The 16,414-nt window shown below is 62.0% G+C and carries 13 protein-coding genes; 4 read left to right on the forward strand and 9 right to left on the reverse strand.

Annotation, left to right across the window (positions count from 1 at the left end; genetic code table 11):
• The first annotated feature begins 1 nt into the window (after position 1).
• The 3 genes from AC1Q6I_RS07890 to AC1Q6I_RS07900 are packed head-to-tail and all read left to right on the forward strand — an operon-like array spanning position 2 to position 2,996.
• Positions 2-1,177: an NAD(P)/FAD-dependent oxidoreductase gene (locus AC1Q6I_RS07890; protein ID WP_069075138.1), complete on the forward strand. Its 1,176-nt coding sequence runs from the start codon at positions 2-4 to the stop codon at positions 1,175-1,177.
• Entirely contained in the window at positions 1,174-1,986 is an 813-nt protein-coding gene (locus tag AC1Q6I_RS07895; protein ID WP_024073049.1) for an aldo/keto reductase, read from the forward strand. The genes AC1Q6I_RS07890 and AC1Q6I_RS07895 overlap by 4 nt, the downstream gene beginning before the upstream one ends.
• Before the next feature lie 41 nt (positions 1,987-2,027).
• Positions 2,028-2,996: a hypothetical protein gene (locus tag AC1Q6I_RS07900; protein WP_024073048.1), complete on the forward strand. Its 969-nt coding sequence runs from the start codon at positions 2,028-2,030 to the stop codon at positions 2,994-2,996.
• 73 nt (positions 2,997-3,069) lie between these two features.
• On the opposite strand, the gene AC1Q6I_RS07905 is transcribed toward AC1Q6I_RS07900, so the two are convergent.
• The 3 genes from AC1Q6I_RS07905 to msbA form a co-directional block, all read right to left on the reverse strand.
• A complete protein-coding gene (locus AC1Q6I_RS07905; protein ID WP_069075137.1) occupies positions 3,070-4,005 on the reverse strand; it encodes an NAD-dependent epimerase/dehydratase family protein in 936 nt (311 codons plus the stop codon).
• Positions 3,998-5,422 (reverse strand): bifunctional D-glycero-beta-D-manno-heptose-7-phosphate kinase/D-glycero-beta-D-manno-heptose 1-phosphate adenylyltransferase HldE, encoded by a 1,425-nt coding sequence (hldE, locus tag AC1Q6I_RS07910; RefSeq protein ID WP_024073046.1) that lies wholly within the window; start codon positions 5,420-5,422, stop codon positions 3,998-4,000. Before hldE ends, AC1Q6I_RS07905 begins: the two co-directional genes overlap by 8 nt.
• A gap of 117 nt (positions 5,423-5,539) precedes the next feature.
• Positions 5,540-7,345, reverse strand: coding sequence for a lipid A export permease/ATP-binding protein MsbA (gene msbA, locus AC1Q6I_RS07915; RefSeq protein WP_102623812.1), 1,806 nt, complete (start codon positions 7,343-7,345; stop codon positions 5,540-5,542).
• A 157-nt stretch (positions 7,346-7,502) separates the two neighbouring features.
• On the opposite strand from msbA, the gene AC1Q6I_RS07920 reads away from it, so the two are divergent.
• Positions 7,503-9,359 (forward strand): bifunctional O-antigen ligase/aminoglycoside phosphotransferase family protein, encoded by a 1,857-nt coding sequence (locus AC1Q6I_RS07920; protein WP_069075135.1) that lies wholly within the window; start codon positions 7,503-7,505, stop codon positions 9,357-9,359.
• 55 nt (positions 9,360-9,414) lie between these two features.
• Here AC1Q6I_RS07920 and AC1Q6I_RS07925 read toward each other — a convergent pair whose 3' ends face one another.
• The 6 genes from AC1Q6I_RS07925 to AC1Q6I_RS07950 all read right to left on the reverse strand — a co-directional run bounded on the left by AC1Q6I_RS07925 (position 9,415) and on the right by AC1Q6I_RS07950 (position 16,063).
• Positions 9,415-10,296 (reverse strand): glycosyltransferase, encoded by an 882-nt coding sequence (locus AC1Q6I_RS07925; RefSeq protein ID WP_069075134.1) that lies wholly within the window; start codon positions 10,294-10,296, stop codon positions 9,415-9,417.
• Positions 10,293-11,441, reverse strand: a complete 1,149-nt coding sequence (locus AC1Q6I_RS07930) for a glycosyltransferase (RefSeq protein ID WP_069075133.1) — start codon at positions 11,439-11,441, stop codon at positions 10,293-10,295. The genes AC1Q6I_RS07925 and AC1Q6I_RS07930 overlap by 4 nt, the downstream gene beginning before the upstream one ends.
• A gap of 54 nt (positions 11,442-11,495) precedes the next feature.
• Positions 11,496-12,902: a PIG-L deacetylase family protein gene (locus tag AC1Q6I_RS07935; RefSeq protein ID WP_024073041.1), complete on the reverse strand. Its 1,407-nt coding sequence runs from the start codon at positions 12,900-12,902 to the stop codon at positions 11,496-11,498.
• Positions 12,899-13,795 (reverse strand): antimicrobial resistance protein Mig-14, encoded by an 897-nt coding sequence (locus AC1Q6I_RS07940; protein WP_069075132.1) that lies wholly within the window; start codon positions 13,793-13,795, stop codon positions 12,899-12,901. Before AC1Q6I_RS07940 ends, AC1Q6I_RS07935 begins: the two co-directional genes overlap by 4 nt.
• On the reverse strand, positions 13,796-15,553 hold the full coding sequence (locus tag AC1Q6I_RS07945) for a carbamoyltransferase family protein (RefSeq protein ID WP_024073039.1): 1,758 nt from the start codon (positions 15,551-15,553) through the stop codon (positions 13,796-13,798).
• 153 nt (positions 15,554-15,706) lie between these two features.
• Complete coding sequence (locus AC1Q6I_RS07950; protein ID WP_173903811.1) at positions 15,707-16,063, reverse strand: YceK/YidQ family lipoprotein; 357 nt, start codon at positions 16,061-16,063, stop codon at positions 15,707-15,709.
• Positions 16,064-16,414 lie beyond the last annotated feature (351 nt).

Consider the following 16,414-nt stretch of genomic DNA (forward strand, 5'->3'; position numbering starts at 1 on the left):
CATGCCATCCGTTATTTCCACCGACGTTCTGATTGTCGGCGCCGGGGTTGCCGGCCTCTGGCTCAATGCGCGCCTGCGCCGCCAGGGTTTTTCCACGGTGGTGGTGGAAAGCGCCACCCTCGGTGGCGGGCAGAGCGTGAAGTCTCAGGGGATCATTCACGGCGGCGCCAAGTACGCCCTGCACGGCGCCCTCACCGGCGCCTCCGAGGCGATTTCCGATATGCCGCGCCGCTGGCGCGAAGCGCTCGCGGGCAACGGCGAGCTGGACTTGTCCGGCGTACGCCTGCTGTCTGAAGCCCATTACCTCTGGTCCCCTGGCACACTCGCCGGCAACCTCACCAGCTTTTTCGCCAGCAAGGCCGTGCGCGGCCGTGTCGACCAGGTCAAGGGCGACGATCTGCCGCTGGCCCTGCAAGACCGCCGTTTCAAGGGCAAGGTCTATCGCCTGGCGGAATTGGTCATCGATGTTCCCAGCCTGATCGAACGCCTGGCGCAACTGGCCGGTGATGGCTTGCTCGCCGGGCAACACATCGAACCGCTGCGCGATGGCGACACATTGATCGGCTTGAAAGTCGATGGCCGCGAGATCCGCGCCCAGCGCATCGTATTGAGTGCCGGCGGCGGCACTGCAGAGTTGCTGGCGGCCCTGGGCCTGAGCCAGCCGGCCATGCAGACACGCCCGTTGCACATGATCATCGCCAAAGGCCCAGGGTTGAAGCCGCTGTACGCCCACTGCCTGGGCGGCGGTACCAAGCCGCGCGTTACCGTCACCACCCACCCGGCCGCCGATGGCAATTGGGTCTGGTACCTGGGCGGCGAAATTGCCGAGGCCGATGGCGTGGCGCGCACGCCTGAAGAGCAAATCGCCACGGCCCAGAAAGAGCTGGCGCATTTGCTGCCGTGGATCGACATGAGCCAGACCCAGTGGGCCACCCTGCGCGTCGACCGCGCCGAGCCGCTGCAATCGGGCCTGAGCCGCCCCGACAACGCCTTCCTCGCCGAAGAAGGCCACCTGCTGGTGGGCTGGCCGACCAAACTGGCCCTGGCGCCGGACTTCGCCGATCGAGTGATCCACGCCCTGGAGCGCGACGGTATCCACCCAGGCCCGGCCACCCCGCTTCCCTACCTGCCCAAGCCCGCCATCGGCCAACCCGCCTGGGAGCAACTGCTGCCATGACCTTGCCCACCCTGCACGACCTGCATCGCCCCCTGGGCAGCACCGGCCTGCTGGTGTCGCCGCTGGGCCTGGGCACCGTCAAGCTGGGCCGCGACCAAGGGGTGAAATACCCCAGCGGCTTCCAGATTCCCGATGATGACGAAGCGCGGATGCTGCTACGCCAAGCCCGCCAACTGGGCATCAACCTGATCGACACCGCTCCCGCCTACGGCCGCAGTGAAGAACGCCTGGGCCCGCTGTTACGCGGCCAGCGCCAGGACTGGGTGATTGTCAGCAAGGTCGGCGAAGAGTTCGAGGAAGGCGTGTCCCGGCACGATTTCAGCGCGGCCCATACCCGAATGTCGGTCGAGCGCAGCCTGAAACGACTGGAAACGGACTTCATCGACCTGGTGCTGGTGCATTCCGACGGCAATGACCTGCATATCCTCAACGACTGCGAGGTCTACCAGACCCTGGCCGAGCTGAAACGCGAAGGCAAGATCCGTGGTTTCGGCTTCTCCGGCAAAACTGTCGAGGGCGGTGTGAAGGCCCTGGAACAGGGTGATTGTGCGATGGTCACCTACAATCTGAACGAACAGGCCGAGAAAGCCGTCATTGATTATGCAGCGGTCCATGGCAAGGGCATCCTGGTGAAAAAAGCCTTGGCCAGCGGCCACGTGTGCCTGGAGCCTGGAATGGATCCAGTTCGCGCCAGTTTCATGTTGTTGTTTGCGCAAACGGGCGTCGCCAGTGCTATTGTCGGGACCATTAATCCGCTGCACCTGGCTCATAACGTGGCGACCGCTGCCCAGGTCATTCGTCAACTCTGATGCCGCCGACGCGGCCGACCCCGTCGCAGGAAGGAGCCGACATGCCGCGAACCCTCATAAGAAAAAACCCCAGCAACTTCAAGACACTGCCGCTGCACGTCGAAGCGACCCCCGAAGGCTTGAGTTACCAGAGCGTCGGCATGCCGCTCAACTTCGCCCAGACCCTGCAACGACGCAAGCCGGTCGAGGTGGCAGACCCCGAGCGTTTTGTCCTGGAACTGGCGAACCTCGGGGTATCAGTGCGCCTGACCCTGCATTGGCAAAACAAGGATTACTGGGTACTGGTGCGCCAGCGCCGCCAGGATCGGGGCGATGTGGTGCTCAAGCTGATCTCCGGCTATGTCCCCGCCCATGAACTGAACCTGCCGCTGCACACCGCCATCCAGGAAATTGCCGAAGAATGCCTGCTGGAAACCCCCGAAGGCTGGCTGAGCGGACGTTTCAACGATACCTGGCTACCGGCCCCCTACTCCTCAGCCCTGCACTACCGCGAAGCCCTGCCGTTTCGCCTCAGCCCACTGTCCGGCGCGGCACGCCCGGTGCGCTGTGCGACAACCCAATTGATCGAACGCCCACGAGCCTACGTGCACCTGCCCACGGCGTCGCTGCAACTGATCTATGACTTGCGCCTGGAAGTGCCGAAGGAAGCCAAGTCCCTGAGCCTGTTCCATGTGGATGAACGACTGGAAGGCGACCAACTGGTCGCACGCCTGGATCGCCAACGTCCGGACCTGTACCTCATGCCGCTTAAGGACGGCCAGCCGCTGCCCGAGCTGTACACGGTCAAGAAAGACCAACTGTACCCGGCGAGCACTCGGGGTTTGTACCTGGCCGAAAGCTTCGCTCAGCAGGAGGGCTGGGTGGTGCGTGACGAGCGCATTCGCTGGAAGGATTGGCTCAGGCAGCAAGGCCTGTCACAACCTGAAAAAGAATCGAAATTGAAAGCCCTGACCGGCAAGGCGCGGCAGATGCTGCGCAAGATCGTGCCGAAGAAAAAGGCCAGTCGCTAGCGCCCAAGGAACGCAGAACGCTTCATGGAGCAGGACGAATATGGGAGCCCTCGAGCCCCCACATTCGATCAGATCAGCCGTTAAGCAGCCGCTCGAGTCCTACCTTCAATGGGGTGGGCTCTGGCAGTTTGAAGTTGGCCAACAACCTCTGGTTATTCGCCCGCGAATGCCGGATATCCCCCGAGCGCGCCGGCCCGTAAGTGATAACCGGCAGCGCGCCAACCACCTCTTCCAGCGCCTGCAACACCTGCTTGAGCGTGGTGGTGCGGTTCCAGCCCACGTTGATCGCCCCCAGCGGTGCATCCTCGACCTCGATAGCCTGCACCAGCACGTCCACCAGGTCTTCCACGTACATGAAATCGCGGGTTTGCTCTCCGTCGCCGAACACGGCAATCGGCACGCCCTGTTGCACACGCTCACTGAAGATACTGATCACCCCGGAATACGGCGAGGACGGATCCTGGCGTGGCCCGAAGATATTGAAGAAACGGAAGATCACCGGCTCCAGGCCATGCTGGCGGCGGTAGAAGTCGAAATAGTGCTCACCGGCCAGCTTGTCCGAGGCATAGGGTGTCAGCGGTGCTTTGGTGGTCTCTTCGTCAATCGAAGCGCCCTCACCGTTGTTGCCATACACCGCGGCACTGGAGGCAAACACCACACGCTTCACACCGGCCTTGCGCATGGCTTCGCACACATTCAAGGTGCCGACGAAATTACTCTGGTGCGTACTGACCGGATCATCCACCGATGCCTGGACCGAGGCCACGGCAGCCAGGTGGACCACTGCACAGACGCCGACCGCCGCACGCGCCACCAGCGCTGCGTCAGCAACATCGCCCTCAACCAGTTCGACGCGAGGATTGTCCAGCGCCAGGTTGCTGCGCTTGCCGGTGGACAGGTCATCCAGCACCCGCACGGCATAACCCTTGGCGAGCAAGGCATCGACCAGGTGCGAGCCAATAAAGCCCGCCCCCCCGGTAATCAGGACCCGCTTATCAGCGTTACTCATTGTTGCGGATCTTCTCGACGATGGCGGTGGTCGAGCTGTTCTCGACCAAACCCAGCACTTTGACCTTACCGCCGTAGGCACTGACGATATCGGCCCCCACGACCTGGTCGACGGAATAATCACCGCCCTTGACCAACACGTCCGGCTTGACCTGGGCCAGCAGGTTCTCAGGCGTGGCTTCCGGGAAGCTGATGACCCAATCTACCGCGCCCAGGCCAGCGAGCACCGCCATGCGCCGGTCAACACTGTTGATCGGACGACCAGGGCCTTTGAGACGGCTGACCGAAGCGTCGTCGTTGACCGCGACGATCAGGCGATCGCCTTGGGCGCGCGCCTGCTCCAGGTAGGTCACGTGGCCGGCGTGCAGGATGTCGAAGCAACCGTTGGTGAACACAATGCTTTCGTTGTGGGCTCGCGCATCGTCGATCGCCAGCAGCAATTGCTCGATCGTCAGCACGCCACGCTCCGAACCTTCGGAACGCTGGATCGCCCGGCGCAATTCAGGCGCGCTGATGGCCGCGGTCCCCAGCTTGCCGACCACGATGCCCGCCGCCAGGTTGGCCAGGGCTACCGCGTGGGGCAGTTCCTCGCCGGCCGCAATGGACGCGGCCAGGGTGGAAATCACGGTGTCACCGGCGCCGGTGACGTCGAACACTTCACGGGCCCGTGCCGGCAGGTGCATCGCCGGGTGGTCGGGGCGCAGCAAGGTCATGCCGTGCTCGCCACGGGTCACCAGCAAGGCGCCCAAATCAAGCTCGGCCATCAGCGTTGCGCCCTTGCTCACCAGCTCATGTTCGTCGGCGCAACCGCCAACGATGGCTTCGAACTCGCTGAGGTTCGGGGTGATCAGGCTGGCGCCCCGATAGATCGAGAAGTCCTTGCCCTTCGGATCGGCCAATACCGGAATGTTGCGGGCCTTGGCGGCCTGGATCAGTACCTGGTGGTTCCTCAAGGCGCCTTTGCCGTAGTCGGACAACACCAGCACCTTGATGCCTTCGAGCAACGCGTCGACCTGGCTGCTGAGGGCCTGGGCGTCGGTGGCGAAGGGTTCTTCAAAATCGATACGCAGCAATTGCTGGTGACGACTCATCACCCGCAACTTGACGATCGTCGGCTGATGGGCGATGCGTTGGAACACCGCGCGCACACCGGCGCCACGCAGGCTGTTGGCCAGGCTGTCGGCGGCTTCGTCGTCGCCGGTCACGCCCACCAGGGAAGCTGGGGCGCCGAGGGCGGCAATATTAAGGGCAACGTTGGCAGCGCCGCCTGGACGGTCTTCGATTTGCTCGACCTTGACTACCGGTACCGGCGCCTCAGGGGAAATCCGTGAGGTACCGCCATGCCAGTAACGGTCGAGCATGACATCGCCGACTACCAAGACAGGGGCTTGATCGAATCGCGGCATGGACAACTTCATGGAGCAACCCACATACAAAATGAACAGGGGCGCGATATTAGCACAGGGTTGCGGGAGGTTTGCGGGAGGGTTGCAATGTGGGCGCCGGCTTGTCGAGGCAAGCCGGCTCCCACAGGATCAGGTGATATCAGCAGTAACCGGCGCATCCAGGCCCATGGCATGCAAGCGGGCGTAGTAGCCATTCTGCGCGAGCAGTTCGGCGTGGGTGCCACGTTCGACAATGCGACCGTCGTCCATCACCAGGATCAGGTCGGCCTTCTCGATGGTGGACAAGCGGTGCGCGATCACCAGAGTGGTGCGGCCTTGCATGACCTTGTCCAAGGCGGCCTGGATATGCCGCTCGGACTCGGTGTCGAGGGCCGAGGTGGCCTCGTCGAGAATCAGCAGCGGCGCGTTCTTCAGCAAGGCACGGGCAATGGCCAGGCGCTGGCGTTGGCCACCGGACAGCAGCACGCCATTTTCGCCGACCTGGGTATCGAAACCCTTGGGCAACTGGTCGATGAAGTCCTTGGCATTGGCATCCGCCGCCGCCGCTTCAACGTCGGCCCGGGGCGCGCCGGCCAGGTCGCCGTAGGCGATGTTGTTGTTCACGGTGTCGCTGAACAGCGTCACATGCTGGGTCACCTGGGCAATATGCTTGCGCAGGTTGAGCAGCTTGTAGTCTTCGATCTCGACGCCATCCAGCAGGATTTCCCCGCTTTCATGGTGGTAGAAACGCGGGATCAGGCTGGCCAGGGTCGACTTGCCGCTGCCCGAGCGCCCGACCAGAGCGATCATCTGCCCAGGTTCGGCGGTAAAGCTGATGTCCTTGAGGACATGGCGCTCGGTACCGGGGTAGGTGAAGTTCAGGTTGCGCACTTCCAGGCGCCCATTGACATGGTCACGCTCGATGGTGCCGCGGTCGACTTCAACTTCTTCGTCCAACTGCTCGAAAATGCTTTCGGCGCCGGCCACGCCCTTCTGGATGGTCGAGCTGACTTCCGAAAGCTGGCGGATCGGCTTGGGCAGCAAACCGGCCAAGGTGATGTAGGCCACCATGTCACCGGCCGACGCGTCACCGCGAAGATAAAGAACCAGGAACATCAGCACCGCCATGGCGGTGTAGATCACCAGTTGCAGGGCCGGGGTGTAGATCGCCCCGGTGCGGGTCATGCTCAACTGTTTGTTGGTGTTGCTCTGGCTGGCCTTGAGGAAGCGCTTTTCCTCGTAGACTTCGCCGCCGAAGCTGCGCACCACGCGGTAGCCCTGGATGGTTTCCGAGGCCACGTGGGTGACGTCGCCCATGGCGACCTGGATCTTCTTGCTCTGCTTGCGGAATTTCTTGCTGGCCGTGCTGACCATCACCGCGATCAGCGGCAGGATGGCGATCATCACCAGCGTCAGGCGCCAGTTCATGAACAGCAGCGAGGCAAACAGGAAGATCACCGTCATGCCTTCGCGTATCACCACCTTGATCGCATCGGTCGCCGCCCCCGTGACCATGGTCACGTTGAAGGTGATGCGCGAAATCAGGTGCCCTGAGTTGTGATTGTCGAAATAGCGGTTGGGCAGGGTCAGCAGGTTATTGAACAACTGCACGCGCAGGTCATGGACCAGGCCCAGTGACACCTTGGCCAGCAGGTAGTTGCCCAGGAACGAACCCAGGCCCTGCCAGGCCGCGATCAGGATAATCAGCAGCGGCACGGCTTGCAGCAACTGCAGGTCACGCAGGAACGGCACGCTGGGGAACAGCACAGCTTCCGGATTGGAAAGGCCGTCGACAAAGTACTTGAGGATGTAACCCAGCATGGGCTGGGTCGACGCGAAAATCAGAAATCCGACGATACTCAGCGCGAACAAGCCCGCGTAGGGCCTGACGTAACTGAGCAGGCGGAAGTATATTTTCAAGCTCGAAGGGCTTGCGCTCGGACTGGAGTCGGTCATATCACGCGGCGTTTTGAAAAAGGAGGCTGACTTTAGCACAGCTTCTCTGTTGTACTTGCACCCGGCATGACCCACAACCCGGTTGGATCCAACCGGCGACATTATATAGCCACTACTTTAAGATGGTCGGCTTTCTCAATCTGGAATGGCTTTGCGTATGCACTCCAAGCGCCTGATGTATGGCTCAAATCGCGTTTTCGACTTTCTGGTTCTCTGGATTTTGCCCATTGGCTTGTTGTTGTTGCTGAGCTCGTTGTTCTTCGTCACCAATCGCAATGTGCTGCACAAGTTCTACTACGCCCTGTTCAGTGCGCCGACCTTGCTGCTGCTGTGCCTGCGCCCGCGGGAATTCAAGGAACTGTTGCGCGAGCCGCTGGCGATAGCATTCCTGGTGTTTTCCGCCTGGGCCCTGATCAGCCTGTTCTGGAGCCCGGAGCAACACCCGGACACGGACCTGTTCAAGCGTCCCCTGCACACGTTCATGCTGTTTGCCGGCTGCGGGCTGTTGCTGCATTACCGCAATGAACTGTTCAAGCCGATTTTCTTCAGTGCGGCGGTGATCGCACTGGTGGTCTGCCTGTGCAACCTCGTGGCATTCGTCAAGGGTTTCGAGCCGGGCATGCGCATGATCGGCGGCCGCGGCGCCCTCGATAACCCCCTGCTCAGTTCCCACGTATTCGGCTTCTTCTGCGTTTACTGGCTGTATGTCTGCATGACCACCCAGCGCCTGAGCGTGCTGTGGTTCAGCGTACCCGCCCTGGCTATCATGACCGCGACGGTCCTGGCCACCGGTTCGCGCACGCCACTGGTGGCACTGACGCTGGCCATCCTCTGGATGACCTTTATCAGCCGTAATCGCCGCTCGGCACTGCTGATCGCGGGCATGGTCGTGGGCGCCGCCGGGCTCCTGCTGTTCTACCCGGAACTGATCACCAACAGGGGCAGTTCGTTCCGCTTTGAACTGTGGGGCATGTCGCTGCAACGCATCGCCGCACACCCGTGGATTGGCCACAGCTACGATTCGGAGCTGTACCTGACCCTGGCCGATGGCTTCCAACTGCGCGAGCCCCACAGCTTCGCCCTGGGCGTGTTGTATTACGTCGGTATCATCGGGTTTATCCCGTGGATCTTCATGCTCGGCTGGGGCCTGTACAAAGGCTTCAAGGAACGTGCGCAGCCGCTGTTTATCCTGGCATCTTCCCTGCTGATGTACGGCATCGGCGCCGGCCTGACCGAAGGCGGCGGCATCCTGTCGCGACCCAAGGAGCACTGGTTTGTCTTGTGGATCCCACTGGCTCTCATCGCCGGCCTGAGCATCGCCCAGCGTCGTCGCAGCGTGCTGCGCATGCCGGTACAAGCCCTCAAGCCAGCCGCCTTCGAGCAACTGTGCAGCCATGCACACGTCATCGAAGCCGACGGCCTGGGCCCGAAAGTCCTGCGCCTGGCTGACGGCCGTTTCCTCAAGGTCTTCCGCCCGCGGCGCTGGTACACCTCGGGCAGCTTCAACCCCTACTCCGAGCGGTTTGCCAGTAACGCCGAGCAATTGCGTACCCTGGGTATCCCCACGCCGCAGATTCTTGGCCTGTATGGGCTGCACGACGGCAGCAGCGCCGTGATCTACTCGCCGCTGCCCGGCCTGACCCTGCGCCAGGCCCTGCAAAGCCTGGACAGCAGCCTGCGCGAGTCGCTGATCGAGCGCTTCGGCCAGTTCATGGCCCAGTTGCATGAGCGCGGCGTGTACTTCCGTTCGTTGCACCTGGGGAACGTGCTGCTGATGGATGACGGTGAGTTCGGCCTGATCGATATCGCCGACCTGCGCATCTTCCCTTCGCCGCTGCGCAACGCCCTGCGCCAGCGCAACCTGCGTCATATGCAACGCTACCCGCAGGACCGCGCCTGGTTGTTCGAGACTCACTTCGAACAGCTGGCCAAAGGTTATGCGGCCGTTGCCAGCCAAGGCGCCACTGCGAAGATTCGGGCACAGGTGCAGGCTTTGGCGATTCCCAGCGTCTGATAAAAAAGGCGACTATCACCGCTGATAGTCGCCTTTTTTTACCCCCCTCGCCGCCTCAGTTCCTGAGGGGCATCAGGTACAGACGCACCAGGCCACGCAAGGTCTTGCGCCCCCAGAACTTCAATGGGATCTGCTTGAGGATCTCCCGCGCCAGCGGCCGGTCCCGGTCGGCGGTCTTGAGGAACATCGAGTTCAGGAATTTGTAGCGCACCGCGTCATAAGCCGGGTGCTCGCTGAACTTGGCGTAGGTCTTGAGGATGTTCTGGATCATGTAGCGGTGGTTCTTGTAGGTGTTGCTCGCGTGCTGGCGATAGCGCGCCATCACCACGTCGAGGGCGTCGATGGTGTAGCCCGCGGCAGTGATCTTCAACTGGATCAGCAAATCTTCCAGGGGAATCAGCGGATCGAAGCCGCCCACTTGCTCCAGCGCTTCGCGACGAATCAGCATGGTCGGCGCCGGCGGGAAGGGTTTGCGATCCATGAACAGATCATCGAAATCCAGGCTGCGAAACGGTACGTCGCGGCGCTGTTTCTTCTCCGGGTGCAGGTGACCGTCGCCATCGATCAGCTCGATGTTGCCGGCGCAGATGCCCACTTTCGGCTTGTCCTGCATGTACGCCACCTGAATGGCAATACGATCAGGCAGCATGATGTCATCGGAGCCGAACGGTGCGATCAGGCTGCCCTTGGCGCGGGCGATGGCGCCGTTGAGCGTGGCGGTCAGCCCCTGGTTCTGTTGTACCTGGAAATCAAAGCCGTGCTCGGCCTGCAGGCGCTGGATACGTTCGACACTGTCATCCTTGGAGCCGTCGTCCACCACCAGCAGTTCGATATTCGGGTACGTCTGGGCGAGCACGCTGAGGATGCTCTCTTCGATGTACCGGCCATGGTTGTAGGACGCGATAATCACCGAGACCAGGGGTTGCTGCTGAGTCATGCTCTTCCTACTTCCTTTAAACCGCTTTCGATCAAGTCCAGGTATTTCTGTTGGAATTCGGCCAGGGCGTGGTTTTCTTCCAGGTAGCGGAACACCTGTTCACCTTTGGCACGCAATTGTTCGTCACTCATCGCCAGGTAGGTATCCAAGGCGGCTGTCAGTTGCTCGACATTGCCGGGTTCGTGGGACAAACCACCCGCCCCCTCCACCAATGGCAACATGGCCGGGCCATTGGAGGCAATCACTGGCAGGCGCCCGCTCATGCCTTCCAGCAGCGCCAGCCCCAGCCCTTCCAGCAACGAAGGCATGGTCCAGATATCGAAGGCACGCACGTATTTGAGGCCATCTTCACGAAAGCCCAGCAAGTGCGCGCGGCCGGTGAGGCCGAGGCGCTCGATGTCCGCGCGCAAGTCCGCTTCGGCACGGCCAGAGCCGATGATGCCGACCTGGGCGTTGGGGTATTTGTCCTTGAGCCGGGCAAACGCCTGCAACAGGTGCGTGTGGCCCTTGATCGGCACCAGGCGCCCCAGGGCGCCGATGATTCGTGCATCGAGGGGCAGGCCAAGTTCCTGGCGCGCCTGGTCGCGGGGCAGTTGCAAGGCTTCGGCCTGGGGAATGTCGATGGCATTGGTGACGAAGGTGGTGTTCTCGCGGGTAAAGCCGCAATTGAGGCCGACCAGGTAGTCACGGACCGCTGCCGACACGCCGACGAAGCGCCAGGCCGGGCTCACCAGACGGCGCGTCTGGCGCCGACGATAAGCCCGCTCGTACTCGCCAAACCCATGGGAGATGCCGATGCACAGCGGGATCTTCAACCAGCGGTTGAGCGACAGCATCATGTTCACCGACTTGAAACGGTTACAGATGACCACGTCGAACTTCTGCTCGCGGCAGTACTTGTAGATTTGCCACATGGCGCCCAGGCGAATGCCCTTGAGGGCCTTTTCGGGAAACTCGAAATACTTGGAGTGCGCGGCCACGCTCAACGGTTGGCCCGGCCGCGGGCGCCCGCTGAGGAAGGCCGACGTGACCTCGAAACGCTCGACCGGCAACGACTTGACGATCTGCTCGCCGAGGTCGGCGAAATCATTGAGCTTGACGTTGTAGTCCGGCTGCAACTGCAAAACCTTGAAACGAGGCTTCATATCACTCCATGGGGCAATCAGGCCGCTACGCGCGAGCGGCCCAACGAAAAATAGTCAATCCCGGTCCGGCTTCAATACCCAAAGCAGCTCGTGACGGCGCACGGCCTTGCGGAAGAATTCATTCTCACCATAAGGCGATGGACCACGACCGGCCAGCCATTGCTGCAACAGGCGGCGCACCCGACGCTTGAACGGCGCGCGGGGTTGCAGGTCATGCATCATGCCCAGCGCCATCGCCTTGTCCCGCTGTTGGCCGAGGGTCAGCACCCGGCAATAAGGCTCAAGCACCTGGGTCGCATCGAACTGCGGCGGCAACGCCACGCCGGCACCGGAATCGCCCATGGGCCAGCGGTCATTATCATGCAGGTGGTTGGCATAACCGAGCAGCGTGGTCGGCTGCCATTCAAGCCCTTCCAATGCCTGCACCACCGCGGCGTGGGCACAGATATGGTCCGGGTGAGGATCAAGCACCGGGGTCGGTACCACGATGACCTCGGGGCGCGCCTTGAGCAACACCGCGCGCAGGTCGGCAATCAGGTTGTTCCAGGTCGGCGCGCCGTCCGCATCACTGGGCAGCGCCAGGGCATTGAACTGGCGGAACAGCCGCGTATCGTCCAGTTGCGCTTCGCGGGACGCCTGGGGCTGATCGGGAGCGTCACGCATGGCCGGCAGTTGCAGGCAGAAGTAACCCAGTTGCACGCACCGCGCCTCGGGCACGCCGGCCCAGCGCGGTACGGCAATGCTGTCCCAGGCACGCAGGCGTCCTTTGATCCGCGCGGCGTCGGCCTTGGGCAGGCCCATCTGCTGATAGTGCTCGGCCTCGATTTCGCCGGCGGTCAGGGTCACGATCCAGCTTTCGTCCGCCTGGCCATACAGGCCGAATGCAGCCAGTTCAGCGTCGTCGGCATGGGGCGCGATCACCATCACTCGCTGGCGGGCCAGGTCCGGTTGCCGGAAGACCCACAGCACCGGCTGACCGATCACGCGGCAATAGCGACCGCGCAGGTGCAGCTCACCGCCGGCCAGTGCCGTCGCGGAACCGGTGAGGTTGAGGTAACGCTTGCCGGCCACACCACGCTCGAACGCCTGGCGATCCCCGGACAATTCAACCGCTGGATCCAAGAAGCGCCCCAACCAACTGCTCTTGAGCTGCACTTCGACGATCAGTGTTTCATCGCCCGCCAGTTCCAAAGGCGCTTGTGGCACCAGTCGCCCGGCGTCCAGGCGCACACCGACCGACTGGCCACCGGGAGCAAAGCGGTACTGGTAGTCATCCTTGGGCGAATAGAACAAATGGTCGGCGAACCAGGCTTCGTGGGCCACCCACAGCAGCACCGCCAGGATCAACGGCAGCCACCAGGCCACCAGCACACCGGCCACGACCAACACCAGCAAGCCCATCAGCAGCGCAATGCGCTTGTTGCGTCGGTGGCGCTTGAGCAGTTGCTGTTTGCGGCTCATAGGCTGAACACCGGCACTGGCGTGCACCAGCGCTCCTTGTATTCACGGTCGGCACGCCCAAAAGAAAAACGCAGCGGTTTATCCACGGCCCGGGCCTGCTCCCAGGCACTTTGCGTATTGAGGAAACTCAACACACTGCCAGGGCTGAACGCGCGGGTTTCAGGGTCGACCCCGCCGTTGACGTATTCAATGCTGATCCATTCAGGTGATTCGACGCGATACACCAATTGCACGGCAATAGGGGCATCGTTGAGAAACAACACCGAACCGATCAGGAACTCCTTGAGCAATGCCAGCACCTCGGCGAGGCGCTCGGCCCCAGTCGCCGGGAACCCCCAACGACGCTGGAACAGATCGCAGTAGATCGCCGCCAGCTCACTGCTGGAGAACTCACTGACCGCGCGCACCACACCGCCCGCCTCTTCCAGCAGACGCAGCTCGCGGCGCTGGTTGTAGCGAAATTTCTTCGACAGGTCTTCGGGGGTACGGGCCATGGCCAGTTGCTCGGCCTGGGGCTTGAGGGTGCTGACGCGGCCTTCATTCAGCGCCGACAGGTAGCGCCCACGATGGCGCACCGGCACCTGCGCATCGGCAGCAATGGGCAGGATGATCTCGGCATTGCCCAGGTCAAACAGGCCTTTCTTGCCACTGCGCTTGAGCACGTCCTTGGACAGGGCCAGGTCGCGGCCCCAGGTGGCAATCGCCCCCTTGAGCTCGCCGTCCTGCTCCCAGCCCAGGTAGCGCACCGGAATCTGCGCCAGCGTCGCCAAGCGCTCGACGACCTGCGGATGGGTCGCCACGCTGCCACCAAACCGCAGCCAGGCCTGGGCGTAAACCTCGGCCTCGACAGGCGCCCAGCCACGTTCACGCCAAGCCTGGAAGCGGTTCAGCATTTAAACCACAGCGTCATAAGGGTCCACGCCATCCTTGACGACCAGAATATCTTCCATGATCAGGTACTGCAGGTCCGAGCCGAAGAACATGTTCAGTGCGTCGGTCGGCGAGCAGATCATCGCTTCGCCACGACGGTTGAGCGAAGTGTTCAGGGACACGCCGTTACCGGTCAGCACTTCCAGCTCTTTCATCATGTCGTAGTAGCGAGGGTTGTATTCGCGCTTGAGCACCTGGGCGCGGGACGTGCCATCTTCATGCACCACTTCCGGTACGCGGGTCTTCCACTCTTCCGACACTTCAAAGGTGAAGGTCATGAACGGCGCCGGGTGATCGACCTTGATCATCTGCGGGGCCACGGTGTCGAGCATCGACGGGCAGAAAGGCCTCCAGCGCTCGCGGAACTTGATCTGGTGGTTGATGCGGTCAGCCACGCCCGTGGCGCTTGGGCAACCGATGATCGAACGACCGCCCAGGGCGCGCGGGCCAAATTCCATGCGGCCCTGGAACCAGGCCACCGGGTTGCCGTCGACCATGATCCTGGCGATGCGCTTGGGCATGTTTTCGATCCTGCGCCAGTTCGGCTTGCTCTCGTGCTTGGCACAGGCTGCGATCACGTCTTCGTTGCTGTAGGACGGGCCGAGATAGACGTGTTCCATCTTCTCCACCGGTACACCACGGGCGTGGGACACGTAAGCGGCGGCGCCGACAGCGGTGCCGGCATCGCCGGACGCCGGCTGCACGAACAGCTCCTTGACGTCGTCACGGGCAATGATCTTCTGGTTCAGCTTGACGTTCAGCGCACAGCCGCCGGCGAAGGCCAGCTTGCCGGTGTCCTTGAGGATGTCGCCCAGGTAATGGTCGATCATCTGCAAGGCCAGCTTTTCAAACAGCGCCTGCATGCTGGCGGCGTAGTGGATGTACGGCTCGTCGGCGATGTCGCCTTCGCGCTTGGGGCCCAGCCACTCGATCAGTTTTGGCGAGAAGTAGAAGCCCTTGCCCTTTTCTTTGTAACGGCGCAGGCCGATAACGTTGGCGTAGTCGGTGTTGATCACCAGCTCGCCGTTTTCAAACGAGGCCAGTCGCGAGAAATCGTATTTGCTGGCGTCGCCGTACGGCGCCATGCCCATGACCTTGAACTCACCGTCGAGCATCTCGAAACCGAGGAACTCGGTGATCGCGCCGTACAGGCCACCGAGGGAGTCCGGATCGTAGAATTCCTTGATCTTGTGGATCTTGCCGTTCTCGCCGTAGCCGAAGAACGTCGTGGCGTACTCACCCTTGCCGTCGATCCCGAGGATCGCGGTCTTCTCCTGGAAGCCGGAGCAGTGGTAGGCGCTGGAAGCGTGGGCCAGGTGGTGTTCAACCGGCTCGATCTTGATTTTCTTCGGATCGAAGCCCAGTTGCTCCAGGCACCAGACGATCTTGTTGCGGTAGCGCTTGTAGCGACGGTTGCCCATCAGGATCGCGTCGAGGGCGCGATCCGGGGCGTACCAGTAACGCTTGGCGTAGTGCCAGCGCGCCTCGCCGAACAGGCTGATCGGGGCGAACGGGATCGCCACCACGTCAACGTCGGAAGGCTTGATGCCGGCCTGCTCCAGGCAGAACTTCGCCGACTCGTAGGGCATGCGGTTCTTTGCATGTTTGTCGCGTACGAAGCGCTCTTCTTCGGCGGCCGCGATCAGCTTGCCGTCGATATACAGGGCTGCGGAAGGATCATGGCTAAGGGCGCCGGACAGGCCAAGAATCGTCAATGCCACAGGGGTCTAGCCTCTTTTAGTCTGCATGCAGGCGGGTTGCGCCTGAAAAAAGTGTGCTTCCCGCCTGGGCAGGAAACAGCTAAAGGGCGGGATTATAGCGTAAACATGCGGCGGGATGATCTAGGGAATGTGGCGACCGGTTGTCACTGCGCGCTAACGGAAGATCTCGATGCTGCCGTCCTTGGACTGGCGGTAGATCGTGTAGGGCAGCAGCAGCGTGTCCAGCACCCCGGAGGCCACGAATTCGATGGCGATGACAGGGACGGCGCCGGGCCCGTGGTCGATCAGGCTGATGTCGTTCAGGCTTTTTTCAGGCTTGGGTTCGCCATTGAGGGTACAAAACCCGTACATCACCCCACTGTAGATACGCGGCACGTTTTCGCAGTGGCTGCGCGAGTCCTTGAGGTTCTGGCTGGTCACGACATCCGGGCGGAAAACGGTATTGATGGTTCCGCAACCGGCCAGCGCCACCCCGGCGGCCAGCCACAAGACTTTCGATGCAATCCTCACGAACCACTCCTTTTAAGCCATCGGCCGTTGTCATTTGGCGAAGCGGGTCACGCTAACATCGACGAACCTGGAGCCCCAGCGTAGTAACACCGATTTGCAACGTAGGCTGATTCCTAAATGATAAAAATCGCCCGACTCACTGAACTCGCGACCTTTTGCGCGTTTACACACTAAGCGCCACGGATTCCGGCCGACTCATGAACCACCCCACCCGCGAGCCCCCAATTTTCAAAACTATGACACGCCTCGCTCCGCCCTCCACGGCAATAAAACTTGCGCTTGAGCGCGTCAAAGGCACGATTTTCCTGACCTGGTCGTAAAACGCTCATGCCGATGGGGCGCGCTACTGAT

The sequence above is a fragment of the Pseudomonas sp. MPR-R2A5 genome, from assembly GCF_058793055.1.

Excerpts from the sequence above, each read along its gene's own strand:
- AC1Q6I_RS07905 (WP_069075137.1), bottom strand. The coding sequence starts at position 4,005 with ATGAGTAACGCTGATAAGCGGGTCCTGATTACCGGGGGGGCGGGCTTT.
- AC1Q6I_RS07940 (WP_069075132.1), bottom strand. The coding sequence starts at position 13,795 with ATGCTGAACCGCTTCCAGGCTTGGCGTGAACGTGGCTGGGCGCCTGTC.
- AC1Q6I_RS07895 (WP_024073049.1), top strand. The coding sequence starts at position 1,174 with ATGACCTTGCCCACCCTGCACGACCTGCATCGCCCCCTGGGCAGCACC.
- msbA (WP_102623812.1), bottom strand. The coding sequence starts at position 7,345 with ATGACCGACTCCAGTCCGAGCGCAAGCCCTTCGAGCTTGAAAATATAC.
- AC1Q6I_RS07900 (WP_024073048.1), top strand. The coding sequence starts at position 2,028 with ATGCCGCGAACCCTCATAAGAAAAAACCCCAGCAACTTCAAGACACTG.
- AC1Q6I_RS07935 (WP_024073041.1), bottom strand. The coding sequence starts at position 12,902 with ATGAGCCGCAAACAGCAACTGCTCAAGCGCCACCGACGCAACAAGCGC.
- AC1Q6I_RS07920 (WP_069075135.1), top strand. The coding sequence starts at position 7,503 with ATGCACTCCAAGCGCCTGATGTATGGCTCAAATCGCGTTTTCGACTTT.
- AC1Q6I_RS07925 (WP_069075134.1), bottom strand. The coding sequence starts at position 10,296 with ATGACTCAGCAGCAACCCCTGGTCTCGGTGATTATCGCGTCCTACAAC.
- AC1Q6I_RS07930 (WP_069075133.1), bottom strand. The coding sequence starts at position 11,441 with ATGAAGCCTCGTTTCAAGGTTTTGCAGTTGCAGCCGGACTACAACGTC.
- hldE (WP_024073046.1), bottom strand. The coding sequence starts at position 5,422 with ATGAAGTTGTCCATGCCGCGATTCGATCAAGCCCCTGTCTTGGTAGTC.
- AC1Q6I_RS07890 (WP_069075138.1), top strand. The coding sequence starts at position 2 with ATGCCATCCGTTATTTCCACCGACGTTCTGATTGTCGGCGCCGGGGTT.